Origin of the sequence: Streptococcus sp. HMSC062H02, from assembly GCF_001813005.1 — a bacterium.
Taxonomy (GTDB): domain Bacteria; phylum Bacillota; class Bacilli; order Lactobacillales; family Streptococcaceae; genus Streptococcus; species Streptococcus oralis_S.
In genome coordinates, this window is the sequence record NZ_KV811121.1 from 121,222 (window position 1) to 138,760 (window position 17,539).

At 40.6% G+C, this 17,539-nt stretch carries 17 protein-coding genes and 1 pseudogene; all 18 read left to right on the forward strand.

The annotated features are described in order from the left end of the window. Positions 1-219 precede the first annotated feature (219 nt). The gene (locus HMPREF2885_RS09905; protein ID WP_158084955.1) at positions 220-510 is read left to right on the forward strand and encodes a polymorphic toxin type 44 domain-containing protein; all 291 of its coding nucleotides are present in this window, start codon (positions 220-222) and stop codon (positions 508-510) included. Positions 511-536: 26 nt separating this feature from the next. Then, a pseudogene (locus HMPREF2885_RS05400) lies at positions 537-1,024 on the forward strand (hypothetical protein). Between the two features lie 180 nt (positions 1,025-1,204). Beyond that, positions 1,205-1,837, forward strand: a complete 633-nt coding sequence (locus tag HMPREF2885_RS05405; protein WP_065371326.1) for a hypothetical protein — start codon at positions 1,205-1,207, stop codon at positions 1,835-1,837. Positions 1,838-1,892: 55 nt separating this feature from the next. Continuing rightward, on the forward strand, positions 1,893-2,030 hold the full coding sequence (locus tag HMPREF2885_RS10180) for a hypothetical protein (RefSeq protein WP_172837204.1): 138 nt from the start codon (positions 1,893-1,895) through the stop codon (positions 2,028-2,030). A gap of 104 nt (positions 2,031-2,134) precedes the next feature. Beyond that, positions 2,135-3,178 (forward strand): D-alanine--D-alanine ligase, encoded by a 1,044-nt coding sequence (locus HMPREF2885_RS05410; RefSeq protein ID WP_070657392.1) that lies wholly within the window; start codon positions 2,135-2,137, stop codon positions 3,176-3,178. 82 nt (positions 3,179-3,260) lie between these two features. Beyond that, positions 3,261-4,634: a UDP-N-acetylmuramoyl-tripeptide--D-alanyl-D-alanine ligase gene (murF, locus tag HMPREF2885_RS05415; protein WP_070657394.1), complete on the forward strand. Its 1,374-nt coding sequence runs from the start codon at positions 3,261-3,263 to the stop codon at positions 4,632-4,634. Continuing rightward, positions 4,621-5,232, forward strand: coding sequence for an NUDIX hydrolase N-terminal domain-containing protein (locus HMPREF2885_RS05420; RefSeq protein ID WP_070657396.1), 612 nt, complete (start codon positions 4,621-4,623; stop codon positions 5,230-5,232). Before murF ends, HMPREF2885_RS05420 begins: the two co-directional genes overlap by 14 nt. A gap of 196 nt (positions 5,233-5,428) precedes the next feature. After that, entirely contained in the window at positions 5,429-6,133 is a 705-nt protein-coding gene (locus tag HMPREF2885_RS05425) for a YwaF family protein (RefSeq protein WP_001055268.1), read from the forward strand. 236 nt (positions 6,134-6,369) lie between these two features. Further along, positions 6,370-7,740 (forward strand): cell division protein FtsA, encoded by a 1,371-nt coding sequence (gene ftsA, locus HMPREF2885_RS05430; RefSeq protein WP_000196346.1) that lies wholly within the window; start codon positions 6,370-6,372, stop codon positions 7,738-7,740. A gap of 16 nt (positions 7,741-7,756) precedes the next feature. Further along, positions 7,757-9,013 carry a cell division protein FtsZ gene (ftsZ, locus tag HMPREF2885_RS05435; protein ID WP_000144261.1) on the forward strand — a complete coding sequence of 419 codons (1,257 nt, stop codon included), beginning with the start codon at positions 7,757-7,759 and terminating at the stop codon, positions 9,011-9,013. Between the two features lie 3 nt (positions 9,014-9,016). Next, positions 9,017-9,688, forward strand: coding sequence for a YggS family pyridoxal phosphate-dependent enzyme (locus tag HMPREF2885_RS05440; protein ID WP_001049616.1), 672 nt, complete (start codon positions 9,017-9,019; stop codon positions 9,686-9,688). A gap of 9 nt (positions 9,689-9,697) precedes the next feature. After that, positions 9,698-10,228 (forward strand): cell division protein SepF, encoded by a 531-nt coding sequence (locus HMPREF2885_RS05445; protein WP_000053367.1) that lies wholly within the window; start codon positions 9,698-9,700, stop codon positions 10,226-10,228. After that, positions 10,228-10,488: a YggT family protein gene (locus HMPREF2885_RS05450; protein WP_000576500.1), complete on the forward strand. Its 261-nt coding sequence runs from the start codon at positions 10,228-10,230 to the stop codon at positions 10,486-10,488. The genes HMPREF2885_RS05445 and HMPREF2885_RS05450 overlap by 1 nt, the downstream gene beginning before the upstream one ends. Beyond that, entirely contained in the window at positions 10,485-11,276 is a 792-nt protein-coding gene (locus HMPREF2885_RS05455) for a YlmH family RNA-binding protein (protein WP_049479408.1), read from the forward strand. The genes HMPREF2885_RS05450 and HMPREF2885_RS05455 overlap by 4 nt, the downstream gene beginning before the upstream one ends. Before the next feature lie 8 nt (positions 11,277-11,284). Further along, positions 11,285-11,539, forward strand: coding sequence for a DivIVA domain-containing protein (locus HMPREF2885_RS05460; protein ID WP_000028988.1), 255 nt, complete (start codon positions 11,285-11,287; stop codon positions 11,537-11,539). 16 nt (positions 11,540-11,555) lie between these two features. Then, positions 11,556-12,350 (forward strand): DivIVA domain-containing protein, encoded by a 795-nt coding sequence (locus tag HMPREF2885_RS05465; protein ID WP_049490008.1) that lies wholly within the window; start codon positions 11,556-11,558, stop codon positions 12,348-12,350. 251 nt (positions 12,351-12,601) lie between these two features. Beyond that, positions 12,602-15,394 (forward strand): isoleucine--tRNA ligase, encoded by a 2,793-nt coding sequence (ileS, locus tag HMPREF2885_RS05470; RefSeq protein ID WP_070657398.1) that lies wholly within the window; start codon positions 12,602-12,604, stop codon positions 15,392-15,394. Between the two features lie 293 nt (positions 15,395-15,687). Continuing rightward, positions 15,688-17,539 (forward strand): SIALI-17 repeat-containing surface protein (locus HMPREF2885_RS05475; protein WP_148131140.1); only part of this gene is annotated, 1,852 nt, incomplete at its 3' end.

The following is a 17,539-nucleotide window of genomic DNA, read 5'->3' on the forward strand; positions in this document are numbered from 1 at the left end:
ACTATGCGGACGGTGTGGACATGAGCTGGGTGCAGAAGATGAAGGATGTGAAGATTGAGAGTGCAAAATATGATTCTTCTAAGAAAGCTAAGGATTTGCATAAAGAATACCAGAAATCTTAGATAAGTTGGAAAATGGAAAAGCCCTGGTGATAATGGAAGAGTCGATAATTCGATTGCTATAGGAAATGAGATTGGAGACAATGGAACATTTATAGATTTGGTTAATTCTAATAAACCGCTAGACTTAAAAAACCGAACATACAGAGAAGAATATCCGTTCTCACTCTGGGGACGAAAGTGGAAACAAGGGATGAAGTCTGATTATTTGGGAAATTATCTCTTTGGCTATGTTGGTAAAGGTTACTTAGAATCGAGTGATGCATATTTGAAAGTTGGGGCAGGAGTGGCTCAGGGATGGTCAGATAAGAATCCTTTGAAATATTTAGAGAACATTATTAATGGAAATTATGGAGATAATCCAGGAGATGCTAAGATGATTCAAGACTGAATTAATGACTATAAGGAGAGTTACAAATGAACTTGAAGAGAAAATCAAATTGGAATTTAGGTTGTAGTTTAACACTTGTTGTAGTTTTGGCGGCCATTTTTTTCTTTAATCTATGGGCACAAAATCTTGGTAAGTATACTCTGCAACCAGGAGAGTCGGCTAACTTTACAGTAAATCCTCGGACACATGATGTAGAATACTACTTAGAATTAATCTTGAAAAAAATGACACTAATAAGCTTAAATTATCAGGTAAAAAAGTTTGGTTTGAGATGGATAGCGATATTTTTTATGGTGTTGAAGAACAAAAACTTTTTAGAAGAAATCATTCAGAAAATGATGATGAAGAGCTTCCAAACAATCAAAAGGACATTAATTTAGTACGGGATGGAATTGTTGTCAGTTACAAAGGGGAAAAAGTATTTAATGTAACCAATAACAAGTCCTACACGATTACCATCACCAATGTAGACGACAAACCGGCGCACTTTGAAGCTCAAGTGGTGGATCGGTAGATTTAGGAACCGTAAACTAGGCCTCAGTAGTTGCAATTGTTTAGTAAAGGAGACTTATTTGCTTTGAAAGTAACAATCAGCTTGTTTCTTTCGAATATGCAAGAAAGGATCTAGTGGCGAATACTAGTCAAAATGTCAAAAAAGATTTAGATAAACCTAATCCCGCAGTTGGAGAGTAAAATGTTAAATAAAATGAAAAAATATTATAAAAACAAACCAACTCAAGCTGTCTTAATGCTCTTAGTTCTTATTTGGTCAGTATATGAGATTAGTGCGACCAGTTTGGCAAGTAATTCTGCATTAACTAAGGAATTCATGCATAGTCGGTATGTTATAGTTTGGCCAATGGTAGATAAGAAAATGAAATTATACCATTATGCGGAAGAATGGACTAATGACGTTTTAGATGGAATGATGCATTTAGACTATGGAAATATTAGAATAACTAGTTTTCCTAAAAAATGGGAGAGTGAAGCTGAAGTTTACTATACGCTGTCTCAGGATGAATATGCTGATAGAGTATATTTTTTCTTAGACGAGCCAATTTCCAAAGCCTATATCAGCAGATTAGAACAAAAATATTATTTGATTTCAAAGAATGCAGTTGCTATTGAAGAGGAAACAGGTAAGACGGTTGAACAGTTAGTTCAAGAAGTGGGGAATGCAAGGAAAAACTTCTTATCAGCTCTTGGAAAGATGAAAATCCTTCGTTTGGTCTATTTGATTCTTCGTATGATAGTATTGTTGCAGTTTATCAGGTGGTCGGGTCAGCGTAGAAAAAGGAAAGAGAACGAAATTTTGCAGAATAGATAGAGCTCCAAAAAGGTATGATGATAAAGAGCTTCCAAACAATTAAAAAGGTATTCATTTGGTAAAGAATGGGATTGTTGTCAGCTACCAAGGGGAGAATGTTTTTTATGTAACCAATAACAAGTCCTACACGATCACCATCACCAATGTAGACGACAAACCAGCTTACTTTGAAGCTCAAGTGGTGGATCGGTAAAGTTTCAGCTCTCAAATGAGGGCTTTTTTAGATACAAGTTTCAAAAAAGAAGCAAATATGATATACTAAAGAACGAGTATTCTATTAGAATTAGGACAAGCAATATGAAACAAACGATTATTCTTTTATATGGTGGGCGTAGTGCAGAGCGTGAAGTCTCTGTCCTTTCAGCTGAAAGTGTTATGCGTGCGGTCAACTACGACCGTTTTACAGTCAAGACTTTCTTCATCAGCCAGTCAGGTGACTTTATCAAAACACAAGAATTTAGCCAGACTCCAGGTCAAGAGGATCGTCTCATGACCAATGCGACTATTGACTGGAACAAGAAAATCGCGCCAAGTGCCATCTATGAAGAAGGTGCAGTGGTCTTTCCAGTTCTTCATGGTCCTATGGGAGAAGATGGCTCTGTTCAAGGATTCCTTGAAGTTTTGAAAATGCCCTATGTCGGCTGCAATATCTTGTCATCAAGCCTTGCCATGGATAAAATCACGACCAAGCGAGTTTTAGAATCTGTAGGGATTGCCCAAGTTCCTTATGTGGCCATCGTTGAAGGTGATGATGTGACTTCTAAAATCGCTGAAGTTGAAGAAAAATTGACTTATCCAGTCTTCACGAAACCGTCAAACATGGGTTCAAGTGTCGGTATTTCTAAGTCTGAAAACCAAGAAGAACTCCGTCAAGCCTTAGAACTTGCCTTCCAATATGACAGCCGTGTCTTGGTAGAGCAAGGGGTGAATGCCCGTGAAATCGAGGTTGGTCTTTTGGGCAACTACGATGTTAAGAGCACGCTTCCTGGTGAAGTGGTCAAGGATGTTGCCTTTTATGACTACGATGCCAAGTATATTGACAACAAGATTACCATGGACATCCCAGCCAAGATTAGTGATGATGTAGTAGCTGTCATGCGTCAAAATGCAGAAACTGCCTTCCGTGCGATCGGTGGCCTTGGTCTATCTCGTTGTGATTTCTTCTATACAGATAAGGGCGAGGTTTTCCTAAACGAGCTCAATACCATGCCAGGTTTTACCCAGTGGTCTATGTACCCACTACTTTGGGACAATATGGGAATCAGCTATCCAGAACTAATCGAGCGTTTGGTTGACCTTGCTAAGGAGAGCTTTAACAAGCACGAAGCGCATTTGCTATAAAATGAAAGAAGGGGTAGAAGCCAGAATCGTCACTGTAGGTGATTAGAGTTCTCAGACTTCAACCCTTTTTAAAGGAGTAGAAATGAAACTAACAATCCATGAAGTCGCCCAAGCTGTTGGAGCTAAAAATGATGTCAGTATCTTTGAGGATGCCCAGTTAGAAAAGGCTGAGTTTGACAGTCGTTTGATTGGGACGGGAGATTTGTTTGTGCCCCTCAAAGGTGCACGTGATGGTCATGACTTTATCGAAACAGCTTTTGAAAATGGTGCAGCAGTAACCTTGTCTGAGAAAGAGGTTGCAAATCATCCCTACATTTTAGTAGATGACGTTTTGTCTGCCTTTCAAACCCTAGCTGCCTACTATCTTGAAAAAACAGCAGTTGATGTCTTTGCGGTAACGGGTTCAAATGGTAAAACAACGACCAAGGATATGTTGGCGCACTTGCTATCAACAACCTACAAGACCTACAAAACTCAAGGCAATTACAATAACGAGATTGGACTTCCCTACACAGTTCTCCACATGCCTGAAGGGACAGAAAAGTTGGTCTTGGAGATGGGGCAGGATCACTTGGGAGATATCCATCTTTTGTCTGAATTGGCTCATCCTAAGACAGCCATCGTGACCTTGGTTGGAGAAGCTCATTTGGCCTTTTTCAAAGACCGTTCAGAGATTGCTAAAGGGAAAATGCAAATTGCAGATGGTATGGCTTCGAATTCCTTGCTATTAGCACCAACTGATTCGATTGTAGAGGACTACTTGCCTACTGACAAAAAGGTAGTTCGTTTTGGGCAAGGGGCAGAATTGGAAATCACAGACTTGGTCGAACGCAAGGATAGTCTGACCTTTAAGGCCAATTTCTTGGAACAAGCCCTCGATTTGCCAGTGACAGGTAAGTACAATGCCACCAATGCTATGATTGCATCTTATGTTGCCCTACAAGAAGGAGTTTCAGAGGAACAGATTCATCAGGCCTTTCAGAACCTAGAATTGACCCGTAATCGTACTGAGTGGAAGAAAGCAGCCAATGGAGCAGATATCCTGTCAGATGTCTACAATGCCAATCCAACTGCTATGAAGTTGATTTTGGAGACATTCTCTGCCATTCCAGCTAATGAAGGGGGCAAGAAAATCGCTGTCTTGGCAGACATGAAGGAACTCGGCGACCAGTCAGTCCAACTCCATAACCAGATGATTTTAAGCCTATCGCCAGATGTGCTGGATACCGTTATTTTCTATGGAGAAGACATTGCCGAATTGGCACAACTTGCCAGTCAAATGTTTCCAATCGGCCACGTTTTCTATTTTAAGAAAACAGCTGACGAGGACCAATTTGAAGACCTTGTCAAGCAAGTCAAGGAAAGCCTCGGTGCCAATGACCAAATTTTGCTTAAAGGCTCTAACTCCATGAATCTAGCCAAGTTGGTAGAAAGTTTAGAAAATGAATGCAAGTGATTTTACCAAGTATCTGCAAAGAATGCTAGCCATTACGGATACTGGATTAACTTTTACAAAAGATCCTTTCGACCGTGAGCGCTACGAGGACTTGCGAATCCTTTTATCTGAAATGTTGAATCAGGTATCAGACCTCGATGCAGAAGAAGTGGCAGAAGTCTTGAAACCACCGTCCGCTTATGCAACTCCTCTGATGGACGTCCGTGCTTGGATTGTTGAGGATGAAAAAGTCTGTTTAGTTAGAGGAAAAGGAGAGGATAGTTGGGCTTTGCCAGGTGGTTTTGGTGAAGTTGGCTATTCTCCAACCGAAAATATTCTTAAAGAAATTGAAGAAGAAACCGGCTTTACAGCAAAAGCTGAAAGGTTACTTGCAGTTTTTGATACCAATCGTTTCCAACTGCAGAGCAAACAATATGCAAAGTTTGTCTTTGAATGTAAGCTTCTTGATGGACAATTTCAAGAGAATCAAGAAATTGCTGACCTTCAATTTTTTGCCATTGACCAATTGCCAGTCTTATCTGAAAAACGCATCACCAAGGACCAAATGGAGATTCTCTGGCAAGTTTATAAAGGACAAAGAGACCAATATGTTGATTAGTTTATGCTAGAGAAGTTGACAAATCAAAAAAGGGTGTCTGCAAGGTGCATTTCTGCAATACAAATGATATAATAGGTTGCGAATTTAAGATGCAAGTGTTCTATGTATGTCATAGAATCAAGTTTTTTCAAAAAATTTAAAAGCTGGAGAAAGTGAATTTTTTACTGCCTCTAGCTAGATGAACGAGGAATAGAATATGAATTTGTGGGATAAATTATTTACCACACAGATATCAGAACCGCCCCAGTTTGAACTTCACTGGTACATTGGTTTGTTATGTTTATTGGCTCTTACTTTCTATGCTTCTTATCGTTTTCGCGACAAAGTAGCTTACCAGCGTTTTATTCAGATCCTTCAGTCTGTTCAACTGATTGTTTTGTATAGCTGGTATTGGGGCAATCTCATGCCCCTATCAGAAAGTTTACCCTTCTATCATTGCCGTATCGCCATGTTTGTGATGCTCTTGATTCCAGGAACATCCAAGTACAAACAGTACTTCGCCCTTTTAGGAACTTTTGGAGCAACAGCAGCACTAGCTTACCCACTTTTTGATCCCTACCCATTTCCACACGTGACCATTTTGTCCTTCATTATCGGACATGTTGCCCTTTTAGGAAATGCGCTCCTATACTTGTTTAGAAACTATCAACCTTCCCTTCTTGATTTGAAGAATGTGGCGGTGATTACCTTCGCCTTAAATGGCTTGATATGGGTTGTTAACTTAGTTGTAGGTGGAGATTATGGATTTTTAAACAAACCACCACTTGTTGGAAGTTTTGGCCAGCCCTTAAATTATCTCATTGTTTCGACTGTTATCGTGATAGCAATTCGCTTAACAGGGAAATTAGTAGAAAATTTTTTACAACAAAAATCGGAAGAATTTATTCAAGAGAAGATCTAAAATGATCTTCTCTTTTTTGGATTTTTAAGAAACAGAAAGGAAATTGTGAACGTTAACTTCAAATAATCTCTTAGAAGAAGAATTTTTCTAGAATTTTCTCAAAAAACATGCAGGAATTTTATCAAAAACTAAGCACGATTGGATTTTTTGTGTTATAATATTCTTTGAATAGCTATGCCCAAACATAGTTATTAAATAGAAGTGAGAAACTTGGAAGACAGAGAGGATGCGATGTAATGACTAGAGATGGTTTTTTTACAGGCTTAGATATCGGAACTAGCTCGATTAAAGTGCTAGTAGCTGAGCATAGAGATGGTGAAGTAAATGTAATTGGTGTTAGCAATGCCAAAAGTAAAGGTGTAAAAGACGGAATTATTGTTGATATTGAAGCAGCTGCTTCAGCAATCAAATCCGCAATCACACAGGCGGAAGAGAAAGCTGGTATTTCTATTAAGTCTGTTAACGTTGGCCTTCCAGCAAACCTCTTGCAGGTTGAACCAACACAAGGAATGATTCCTGTAACTTCAGATACCAAAGAAATCACGGATCAAGATGTTGAAAATGTTGTCAAATCAGCTTTGACTAAGAGCATGACTCCTGATCGTGAAGTGATTACCTTTATTCCAGAAGAATTCATCGTGGACGGTTTCCAAGGGATCCGTGACCCTCGTGGTATGATGGGTGTTCGCTTGGAAATGCGTGGTCTGCTTTACACAGGTCCTCGTACGATTCTACACAATCTTCGTAAGACAGTTGAGCGTGTAGGTATTCATGTTGATAATGTGATTATTTCACCTTTGGCAATAGTGAACTCCGTTCTCAATGAAGGTGAACGTGAATTTGGTGCGACTGTCATTGACATGGGTGGAGGTCAGACTACTGTAGCGACTATCCGCAACCAAGAATTGCAGTTCACTAACATCTACCAAGAAGGTGGAGATTACGTTACTAAAGACATTTCTAAAGTCTTGAAAACATCTCAAAAAATTGCAGAAAGTTTGAAACTGAACTATGGTGAAGCTTACGTTCCACTTGCAAGTAACGAAACTTTCCAAGTTGAAGTAATTGGTGAAGTAGAACCTGTTGAAGTAACAGAAAGCTACTTGGCAGAGATTATCTCAGCACGCATCAAACATATCTTTGACCAAATCAAACAAGAGTTGGAAAGAAGACACTTGTTGGATTTGCCAGGAGGTATCGTCCTTATCGGTGGAAATGCAATTTTACCAGGAATTGTTGAATTAGCCCAAGAAGTATTTGGTGTTCGCGTAAAACTTTATGTACCAAATCAAGTTGGAATTCGCAACCCTGCATTTGCTCACGTGATTAGCTTGTCTGAGTTTGCTGGTAAATTGACTGAAGTCAATCTTCTTGCTCAAAAAGCAGTTAAAGGAGATGAATTCCTTCGTCAAAAACCAATCAACTTTGGCATTCCAAATCAACGTTTGAATCCAGTAGCGCAACCAAGTCCAGCACAAACAGCTCCAGCTGAAACTGTGCAGGAAGCTCCAGTTGCTCCCAAGGAAGAATTCCAAGCAAGTTCTCAAAGTAAACCGAAGCTAACAGAACGTTTCCGTGGTTTGATCGGAAGCATGTTTGATGAATAAAAGAGGATAAGAAATTATGACATTTTCATTTGATACAGCAGCAGCTCAAGGCGCAGTTATTAAGGTAATTGGTGTCGGTGGTGGTGGTGGTAACGCCATCAACCGCATGGTTGACGAAGGTGTTGCTGGTGTAGAATTTATCGCAGCTAACACTGATGTACAAGCCCTTAGCAGTACGAAAGCAGAAACCGTTATCCAACTTGGTCCAAAATTGACTCGTGGTTTGGGTGCTGGAGGACGTCCAGAAGTTGGACGTAAAGCTGCAGAAGAAAGTGAAGAAGCTTTGACGGAAGCTATCACTGGAGCGGACATGGTCTTTATCACTGCAGGTATGGGTGGTGGATCTGGTACAGGTGCAGCCCCTGTTATTGCACGTATCGCTAAAGATCTTGGTGCTCTTACAGTTGGTGTTGTGACACGTCCTTTCGGATTTGAAGGAAGCAAACGTGGTCAGTACGCTGTAGAAGGGATCAACGAACTTCGCGAGCATGTTGATACTTTGTTGATTATCTCTAACAACAACTTGCTTGAAATTGTTGATAAGAAAACGCCACTTCTTGAAGCTCTTAGCGAAGCAGATAACGTTCTTCGCCAAGGTGTTCAAGGGATCACTGACTTGATCACGAACCCAGGATTGATTAACCTTGACTTTGCTGACGTGAAAACTGTAATGGCAAACAAAGGAAATGCTCTTATGGGTATCGGTATCGGTAGTGGTGAAGAACGCGTTGTTGAAGCGGCTCGTAAAGCAATTTACTCTCCACTTCTTGAAACAACTATCGATGGAGCAGAGGATGTTATCGTTAACGTTACTGGTGGTCTTGATTTGACCTTGATTGAAGCAGAAGAAGCTTCAGAAATCGTCAACCAAGCAGCTGGCCAAGGTGTAAACATCTGGCTTGGAACATCAATTGACGAAAGCATGAAGGATGAAATTCGTGTTACTGTTGTAGCGACAGGTGTTCGTCAAGAGCGAGTGGAAAAAGTAGTTGGAGCTCGTAACAACCAACCAGTTGGACGTCCATCAACTAAAGCGCCACAAGCACACACATTTGATCGTCAATTCGACTTGGAAGAAACAGCAGAATTGCCTAAATCAAGCCCACGTCGTTTTGAAACAAACCAAGCGTCTGCTTTTGGAGACTGGGACTTGCGTCGTGAGTCAATTGTTCGCCAAACAGATCCAGTTGTTTCACCGGTAGAACGCTTCGAAACACCAGTTTCACAAGATGAAGATGAATTGGATACACCTCCATTCTTCAAAAATCGTTAATCAATGAATTTGAAAAAAAATACTGAATTAGTTTTTCAGCAAATAGCTGATGCTAGTCAAGAAGCCAACCGTGCTCTAGATGCTGTTTCAGTAATCGCAGTGACAAAGTATGTAGATGTACAAACAGCGGAAGCTTTGCTTCCGCTTGGTGTCCGTCATATAGGTGAAAATCGAGTCGATAAATTTTTAGAAAAATATCAGGCCTTGAAAGATTACCCAGTTACTTGGCATTTAATAGGAACACTACAGAGACGGAAAGTGAAAGAAGTAATCCCATATGTGGATTACTTTCATGCTTTAGACTCCCTTAAGTTAGCCCAGGAAATTCAAAAGAGAACAGATCATGTTATCAAGTGTTTCTTGCAGGTCAATATTTCTGGGGAAGAAAGCAAGCATGGGTTTTCAAAAGAAGAATTGCTAGAACTTTTGCCAGAATTGGCTAAGTTAGATCAGATTGAGTATGTTGGTTTAATGACCATGGCTCCTTTTGAGGCAGACAGTGATGAATTGAAAGAGATTTTCAAGGATACGCAGGCTCTGCAAGCAGAAATTAGAGAAAAACAAATCCCTAATATGCCGATGACGGAGCTAAGCATGGGAATGAGTCGTGATTTTAAAGAAGCGATTCAGTTCGGCTCAACCTTTGTTCGAATCGGTACAGCATTTTTTAAATAGGAGAGAGCTATGTCTTTAAAAGATAGATTCGATAAATTTATAGATTATTTTACAGAAGACGGAGAAGAAACGACTAACTACCAGACTCAACAAGAGGAAACAGTTAGCCCAGCCATTTCATCTTCTAAAGAATTACCAGCACCTGCTCAGTCAGGATCAGCAAAAGATGCAAATATTACTCGTCTACATGCGCGTCAGCAAGAATTGGCAATGCAAAGCCATCGTTCAGATGAGAAAGTGACAATTGACGTTCGCTATCCAAGAAAATATGAAGATGCAACTGAGATTGTAGATTTGTTGGCTGGAAATGAAAGTATTTTGATTGATTTCCAATATATGACAGAGGTTCAAGCCCGTCGTTGCCTTGATTACTTGGACGGAGCCCGCCATGTCTTAGCTGGAAATATGAAAAAAGTTGCGAGTACGATGTATCTATTGACGCCTGTCAACGTTGTCGTGAATATTGAAGATATCAAACTTCCAGATGAATCACAAAGCGCTGAGTTTGGTTTTGATATTAAACGAAATAGAGCAAGATAATGATTTTCTTAATTCGTTTAATCCAAAATGCGGTTAGCATTTATTCCATCATTCTCGTTGCATTTGCTCTTCTTTCATGGTTTCCAAATGCCTATGAAAGCCAGCTAGGTCGCTTAGTCATCAGACTTGCTCGCCCAGTTATTGAGCCACTTCGTAAGCTCAATCTACAATTTGCTGGTCTTGATTTTACGGTTTGGGCAGCGCTAATTCTGATTCAGTTTGTTGGAAATATCTTAACACGACTAGTACTATTACTATGACAGTAAATCGAGCCATTTATCAGCATTTTTCCCAAGATGATATCCCCTTTATTGATAAGGGATTAGAGTGGATCAAGCGGGTAGAAGATACATATGCGCCGGTGCTTACTCCATTTATCAATCCCCATCAGGAACAGATTTTGAGGGTACTAGCTGGGACATATGGACTGGGTTGCCAAAGTAGTGGTGATTTTCTTCCGACAGAGTCGGTTCGAGTTCTTCTCTATCCAGATTACTTTGAACCGGAGATATCAGACTTTGAAATGGCCTTGTTGGAAATTTGCTATCCGAGTAAGTTTGAGCAACTGAGTCATGGAAAAATATTGGGAACAATTATCAACCAACTAGGAATTGACCGTAAATTATTTGGTGATATCTTGGTAGATGAAAAGAGAGCACAGATTTTTGTCAATCGTGATTTCATTCCTCTTTTTCAGGATGGAATAAGAAAGATTGGCAGACTTCCTGTATCGCTGGAGGAACGTCCTTTTACCGATAGGATTTTGTCTAAAATTGATTATAGAGAACGAGAAATTTTAGTTTCGAGTTTTCGATTGGATGCCCTCTTATCAAGTGCCTTGAAATTATCTAGAAACCAAGCTAGTCAACTGATAGAGAAAAAATCTGTCCAGGTAAACTATCATCTGGTTGAAAAAAGTGATTACCAGGTTGGAGTTGGGGATTTGATCAGTGTGAGAAAGTTTGGTCGTCTAAAAATTGTCAAAGACAATGGACAGACCAAAAAGGATAAGAAAAAACTAACAGTCCGGCTACTTTTAAGCAAGTGAGAAAAAATATGTCGATTACACCACAAGAAATAAGTGATAAAGCTTTCTCAAGAACATTCAGAGGCTACAATCAGGAAGAAGTTGACCTCTTTCTAGATAAGATTTACTTTGAATTAGAGGAGATGATTCGATACAAAGATGAAACTGAACTCTATATCAAAAAACTAGAAGAACGTCTTTCCTATTATACGAATGATATTCCTAAGAGAACAGTAACAAGCGAGCAAGAACCAGAAGCAATTAATGATTCTATTTTTTATTAAGTAAGTGAGGAAAAGTATGCCAATTACATCGTTAGAAATTAAAGATAAAACCTTTGGCACAAGATTTAGAGGTTTTGACCCAGAAGAAGTAGACGAGTTTCTTGATATCGTTGTTCGTGATTATGAAGACTTGGTTCGTAGTAATCACGATAAAGAGACACACATCAAAAGTTTGGAAGAACGTTTGTCTTACTTTGATGAGATGAAGGATTCCTTGAGTCAGTCAGTTTTGATTGCTCAAGATACAGCTGAGCGTGTCAAACAAGCTGCTCAAGAACGTTCAAACAATATTATTCAACAAGCTGAACAAGATGCTCAGCGTTTGCTTGAAGAAGCGAAATACAAGGCAAATGAAATTCTCCGTCAGGCTACAGATAATGCGAAGAGAGTGGCTGTTGAGACAGAAGAGTTGAAGAACAAGAGCCGTGTATTCCATCAACGCCTCAAGTCTACGATTGAAAGTCAGTTAGCAATTGTTGAGTCATCTGATTGGGAAGATATTCTTCGCCCAACAGCTACTTACCTTCAGACAAGTGATGAAGCCTTTAAAGAAGTGGTGGGTGAAGTTCTTGGTGAAACTGTATCTTTACAACCAGAGGAAGAGCCTATTGATATGACTCGTCAATTCACACCAGAAGAGGTTGCTGAATTGCAAGCTCGTATTGAGGCTGGCAACAAAGAATTAGCTGAGTTTGAAGCTCAACAAAATCAACAGACAGAAGAAAGTGACCAGCATGAAGAGTCAGTTGAAGTAGAAGCTACTGCGGCAACTGAGGACGATGCAAACAAAGAATCTGTTCTTATCCTATAAAAAATGTGAGAACAAGATCCAACCAACTATATTTTCAGCGAGCGGGAGATGGTGAGAGTCCTGCAATCCCTAGTGGTTAGATTATCCTCTCAAGCAATCCAGTCCGAAAGCAGTAAGACTGGACGTCCCCCACGTTACGGGAAAAGAGGAAAAGAGACCCTGTCTTTTTTCGAACAAAGGTGGTACCACGATTTTCGTCCTTTTTGCGAATCGTGGTTTTTATTTTGTCATTTTAAATTAAAGGAGTAACAATGAAACTTAAAGAAACCCTCAATTTAGGGAAAACAGACTTTCCTATGCGTGCTGGTCTTCCAACTAAAGAACCAGTTTGGCAAAAAGAATGGGAAGAAGCAAAACTTTACCAACGCCGTCAAGAATTGAACAAAGGAAAACCGCATTTCACCTTGCATGATGGCCCTCCATATGCAAACGGAAATATCCACGTTGGACATGCCATGAACAAGATTTCCAAAGATATTATTGTTCGTTCTAAGTCTATGTCAGGATTCTATGCACCTTACATCCCAGGTTGGGATACACATGGTCTGCCAATCGAGCAAGTCTTGGCAAAACAAGGCGTTAAACGCAAAGAAATGGACTTGGTTGAGTACTTGAAACTTTGCCGTGAGTATGCTCTTTCTCAAGTTGATAAACAACGTGAAGACTTTAAACGATTGGGTGTTTCTGGTGACTGGGAAAATCCTTATGTGACCTTGACTCCGGACTATGAAGCGGCTCAGATCCGTGTCTTTGGTGAAATGGCTAAAAAAGGCTATATCTACCGTGGTGCCAAGCCTGTCTACTGGTCATGGTCTTCTGAGTCAGCTCTTGCTGAAGCGGAAATTGAGTACCATGACTTGCTTTCAACTTCCCTTTACTATGCTAACCGCGTCAAAGACGGAAAAGGTGTTCTAGATACGGATACTTATATTGTCGTATGGACCACTACACCATTTACCATTACAGCCTCTCGTGGTTTGACAGTTGGAGCAGATATTGATTATGTATTGGTACAACCAGCTGGTGAATCTCGTAAGTTTGTAGTTGCTTCAGAATTATTGAATAGTCTTTCTGAGAAATTTGGTTGGGCGGATGTTCAAGTCTTGGCGACTTACCGTGGTCAAGAATTGAACCACATTGTGACAGTCCACCCATGGGATACGGCTGTAGATGAGTTGGTAATCCTGGGTGACCACGTTACGACTGACTCTGGTACTGGTATTGTCCATACAGCCCCTGGTTTTGGTGAGGACGACTACAATGTTGGTGTTGCCAACGGCCTTGAAGTTGCTGTAACAGTTAACGAACGCGGTATTATGATGGAAAATGCTGGTCCTGAATTTGCGGGTCAGTTCTATGACAAGGTTGTGCCGACTGTTATCGAAAAACTGGGCGATTTGCTCCTTGCTCAAGAAGAAATCTCTCACTCATACCCATTTGACTGGCGTACCAAGAAACCAATCATCTGGCGTGCTGTTCCACAGTGGTTTGCCTCTGTATCTAAATTCCGCCAAGAAATCTTGGATGAAATTGAAAAAGTGAAGTTCCACTCAGAATGGGGTAAAGTTCGTCTTTACAATATGATTCGTGACCGTGGCGACTGGGTTATCTCTCGTCAACGTGCTTGGGGAGTTCCCCTTCCTATCTTCTATGCTGAAGACGGAACGCCAATCATGACTGCTGAGACTATTGAACATGTAGCTCAACTCTTTGAGGAACACGGTTCTATCATCTGGTGGGAACGTGATGCTAAGGACCTCTTGCCAGAAGGATTTACTCATCCAGGTTCACCAAATGGCGAGTTCAAGAAAGAAACAGATATCATGGACGTATGGTTTGACTCAGGTTCATCATGGAATGGAGTAGTGGTCAACCGTCCAGAACTCAAATATCCAGCAGATCTATACCTTGAAGGTTCTGACCAGTACCGTGGTTGGTTCAACTCATCACTTATCACATCTGTTGCTAACCATGGCGTTGCTCCTTACAAACAAATCTTGTCACAAGGTTTTGCCCTTGATGGTAAAGGTGAGAAGATGTCTAAATCTCTTGGAAATACCATTGCTCCAAGTGATGTTGAAAAACAATTTGGTGCGGAAATCTTGCGTCTCTGGGTAACAAGTGTGGACTCAAGCAATGACGTGCGTATCTCTATGGATATCTTGAGCCAAGTCTCTGAAACTTACCGTAAGATCCGTAACACTCTTCGTTTCTTGATTGCCAACACATCTGACTTTAACCCAGCTCAAGACGCAGTAGCTTACGATGAGCTTCGTTCTGTTGACAAGTACATGACCATCCGCTTTAACCAGCTTGTGAAAACGATTCGTGATGCTTATGCCAACTTTGAATTCTTGACAATCTACAAGGCCTTGGTGAACTTCATCAACGTTGATTTGTCAGCCTTCTACCTTGACTTCGCTAAAGACGTTGTTTACATCGAAGGTGCCAAATCACTCGAACGCCGTCAAATGCAGACTGTGTTCTATGACGTTCTTGTCAAAATCACCAAACTCTTGACACCAATCCTTCCTCACACTGCAGAAGAAATCTGGTCATATCTTGAGTTTGAAGCTGAAGAATTTGTTCAATTGTCAGAATTGCCAGAAGCAGAAACTTTTGCCAACCAAGAAGAAATCTTGGATACATGGTCAGCCTTCATGGATTTCCGTGGACAAGCTCAAAAAGCCTTGGAAGAAGCGCGTAATGCAAAAGTTATCGGTAAATCACTCGAAGCACACTTGACAGTTTATCCAAATGAAGTGGTGAAAACTCTTCTTGGAGCAGTGGATAGCAATGTAGCTCAACTTTTGATCGTGTCAGAATTGAACATCGCTGAAGGTACAGCTCCAGAAGGCGCAGTTAGCTTTGAGGATGTTACCTTTACAGTTGAACGCGCTGCAGGTGAAGTTTGTGACCGTTGCCGTCGTATCGACCCAACTACTGCAGAACGCAGCTACCACGCAGTTATCTGTGACCACTGTGCAAGCATCGTAGAAGAAAACTTTGCGGATGCAGTTGCAGAAGGATTTGAAGCCAAATAATCAGATTAGAAATATGTCTTCTCATAGTTTAAGATGAGAGGAAAGGTAAAAGAGAGAAAGTCATTTCTCTCTTTTTTGCTGGAAAAAGTTTAGAACAAAGATGCAGAAATCTAATAATTTTGGAGTTCGTTTTAAATTGATTTTTTGAGATTTTTTAAAAAGAGGAGTCGTTTTTCGGTACTTTTCAAAAGCATGTGTTGCTTCTAAAAATCGCGACAAATAATTTGAATAATCAAGTGAAATCAGGTAGAATAGAAAGGATTGAATAATATATTGAAGAGGAAATTTTGAGAATGAAACATCAATTTTATGGAGAAAAACGACAGCGTTTCTCTTTCCGAAAGTTGTCCGTTGGGCTCGTTTCGGCGACTATTGGAAGCTTCTTTTTGAATGGGCAAATGGCTGGGGGCTTGACTTCTGTGAAAGCAGCAGAAATTCAAAGTCAGCAGTCTGCTCAGGTTAAATACCACTACGTAGTGGAGTCTGAATTGACGGAGGTAGAGAAGAGTGCCTTGATCAGGGAGATTCCAAAGTATGTTGAGGATGCTTCAGAGACCTATTACTTAGTTTATCGTCCGACTACTCATGTGGATTCGTCTGGAGTATTGCCTAAGACAGGTCACTCCGGCCTTTGGGAATCAACTTTTACAGCGATGGGTCTTGCATTACTAGTGCTTGTAGTTGTTAGAGGCAGAAATGGGAAGAGGTATTTATCTTCGCTCTTGTTGGTAACTGGAATGGGATCCATGCTGCTATCTCCAACAGTCTTAGCAGTGACGAATATCGAACTTGCAGCATATAATCAAAGTCTTAACTTGGGTCTTGGAGATGCACTGCCAGCGCCATTGAAAATTGATGGTTACGATTATATCGGTTACTTAAAGAATGAAGAACAAAATGATAGTCATTTAGCTCCTTCTGCTCTGAAAGAAAATCCGGCACTTGACTTGGAGAAAGAGAAGGAAAGAGATCTAAAACCAAGTGAAACAAATCTAGATATGAAAGAGATTGTTTCGGATAAGGGGGATGATTTAACTGAGGAAGAAAGAGAAGCTATAGCTGCTAAGGAGAGAGAGTCTGCTCGTCTAAGCACCGTTTATGACTTGCTAGAGCTAAAAATTAGCGAGCAGGAGTCAGTTCAAGAACTTCCTTATCAGACAAAATACCAATATACCGATGAATTGGCTCAAGGCCAATCAAAAGTCATACAATCAGGTGTTCGAGGTCAACGTACAGTAGTGACTCGTCATTTTCGTAAGAATCAAGAAATCGTGAAAAGCGAAATGATTTCTGATCAAGTGACGGTTGAACCTGTTTCTGAAATTATTTTAGTTGGAACAGCTCCAGCTAACTCGATACCAAAAGAAACTCCAGTTCACGAAGTTCCAGAATTAGCAGAGTACGGTACAACTCCTGAGACATCTCCAGTTCATGAAGTTCCAGAATTGAAGGAATATGGCACAAATCTTGATACAGCTCCAGTTCATGAAGTTCCAGAACTGACGGAATATGGAACTAGTCCTGAGACGTCTCCGGTTCGTGAGACTCCAGAACTGACGGAATATGGGACAAATCCTGATAAAGCGCCAGTTCACGAAGTTCCAGAATTAGCAGAGTATGGCACCAGTTCTGATACGCCTCCAGTTCAAGAGATTCCAGAACTGACAGAATATGGCACCAGTCCAGAAACAGTGCCTGTTCAAGAGAACTCTGAGTTGGAATTGACTACAAATGATGAGGTTAGAATAGAAAAGATTGATTTTTCTATTGACGAGCAATATACAGATGAGATTCCAGAGGGTAGTCGCCAGATTGCAACACCAGGTGTTGAGGGAGAGCGCACGATCAAGACTCGCGTCTACAGTTCTAACGGTCAAGAGGTTGATCGCCAAGAATTATCCAATGAGGAAACTCTAGCTCCTGTAACGCAAGTGGTCAAAGTTGGCACGGCTAAGCCAACCATGGTGCCAAATGATGCACCGAAAGCAGACGCTCTGCCAGAGTATCCACTAACTTATACCGACGAAACTCGGGTTGAGAAAATTAACTTCACAATTCGTGAAGAAGAAACGGATGAGCTAGTTCAAGATGCTCGTCAAATCGCAACTCCGGGTGTCCAAGGTGAACGTACGATTAAGACCCGTG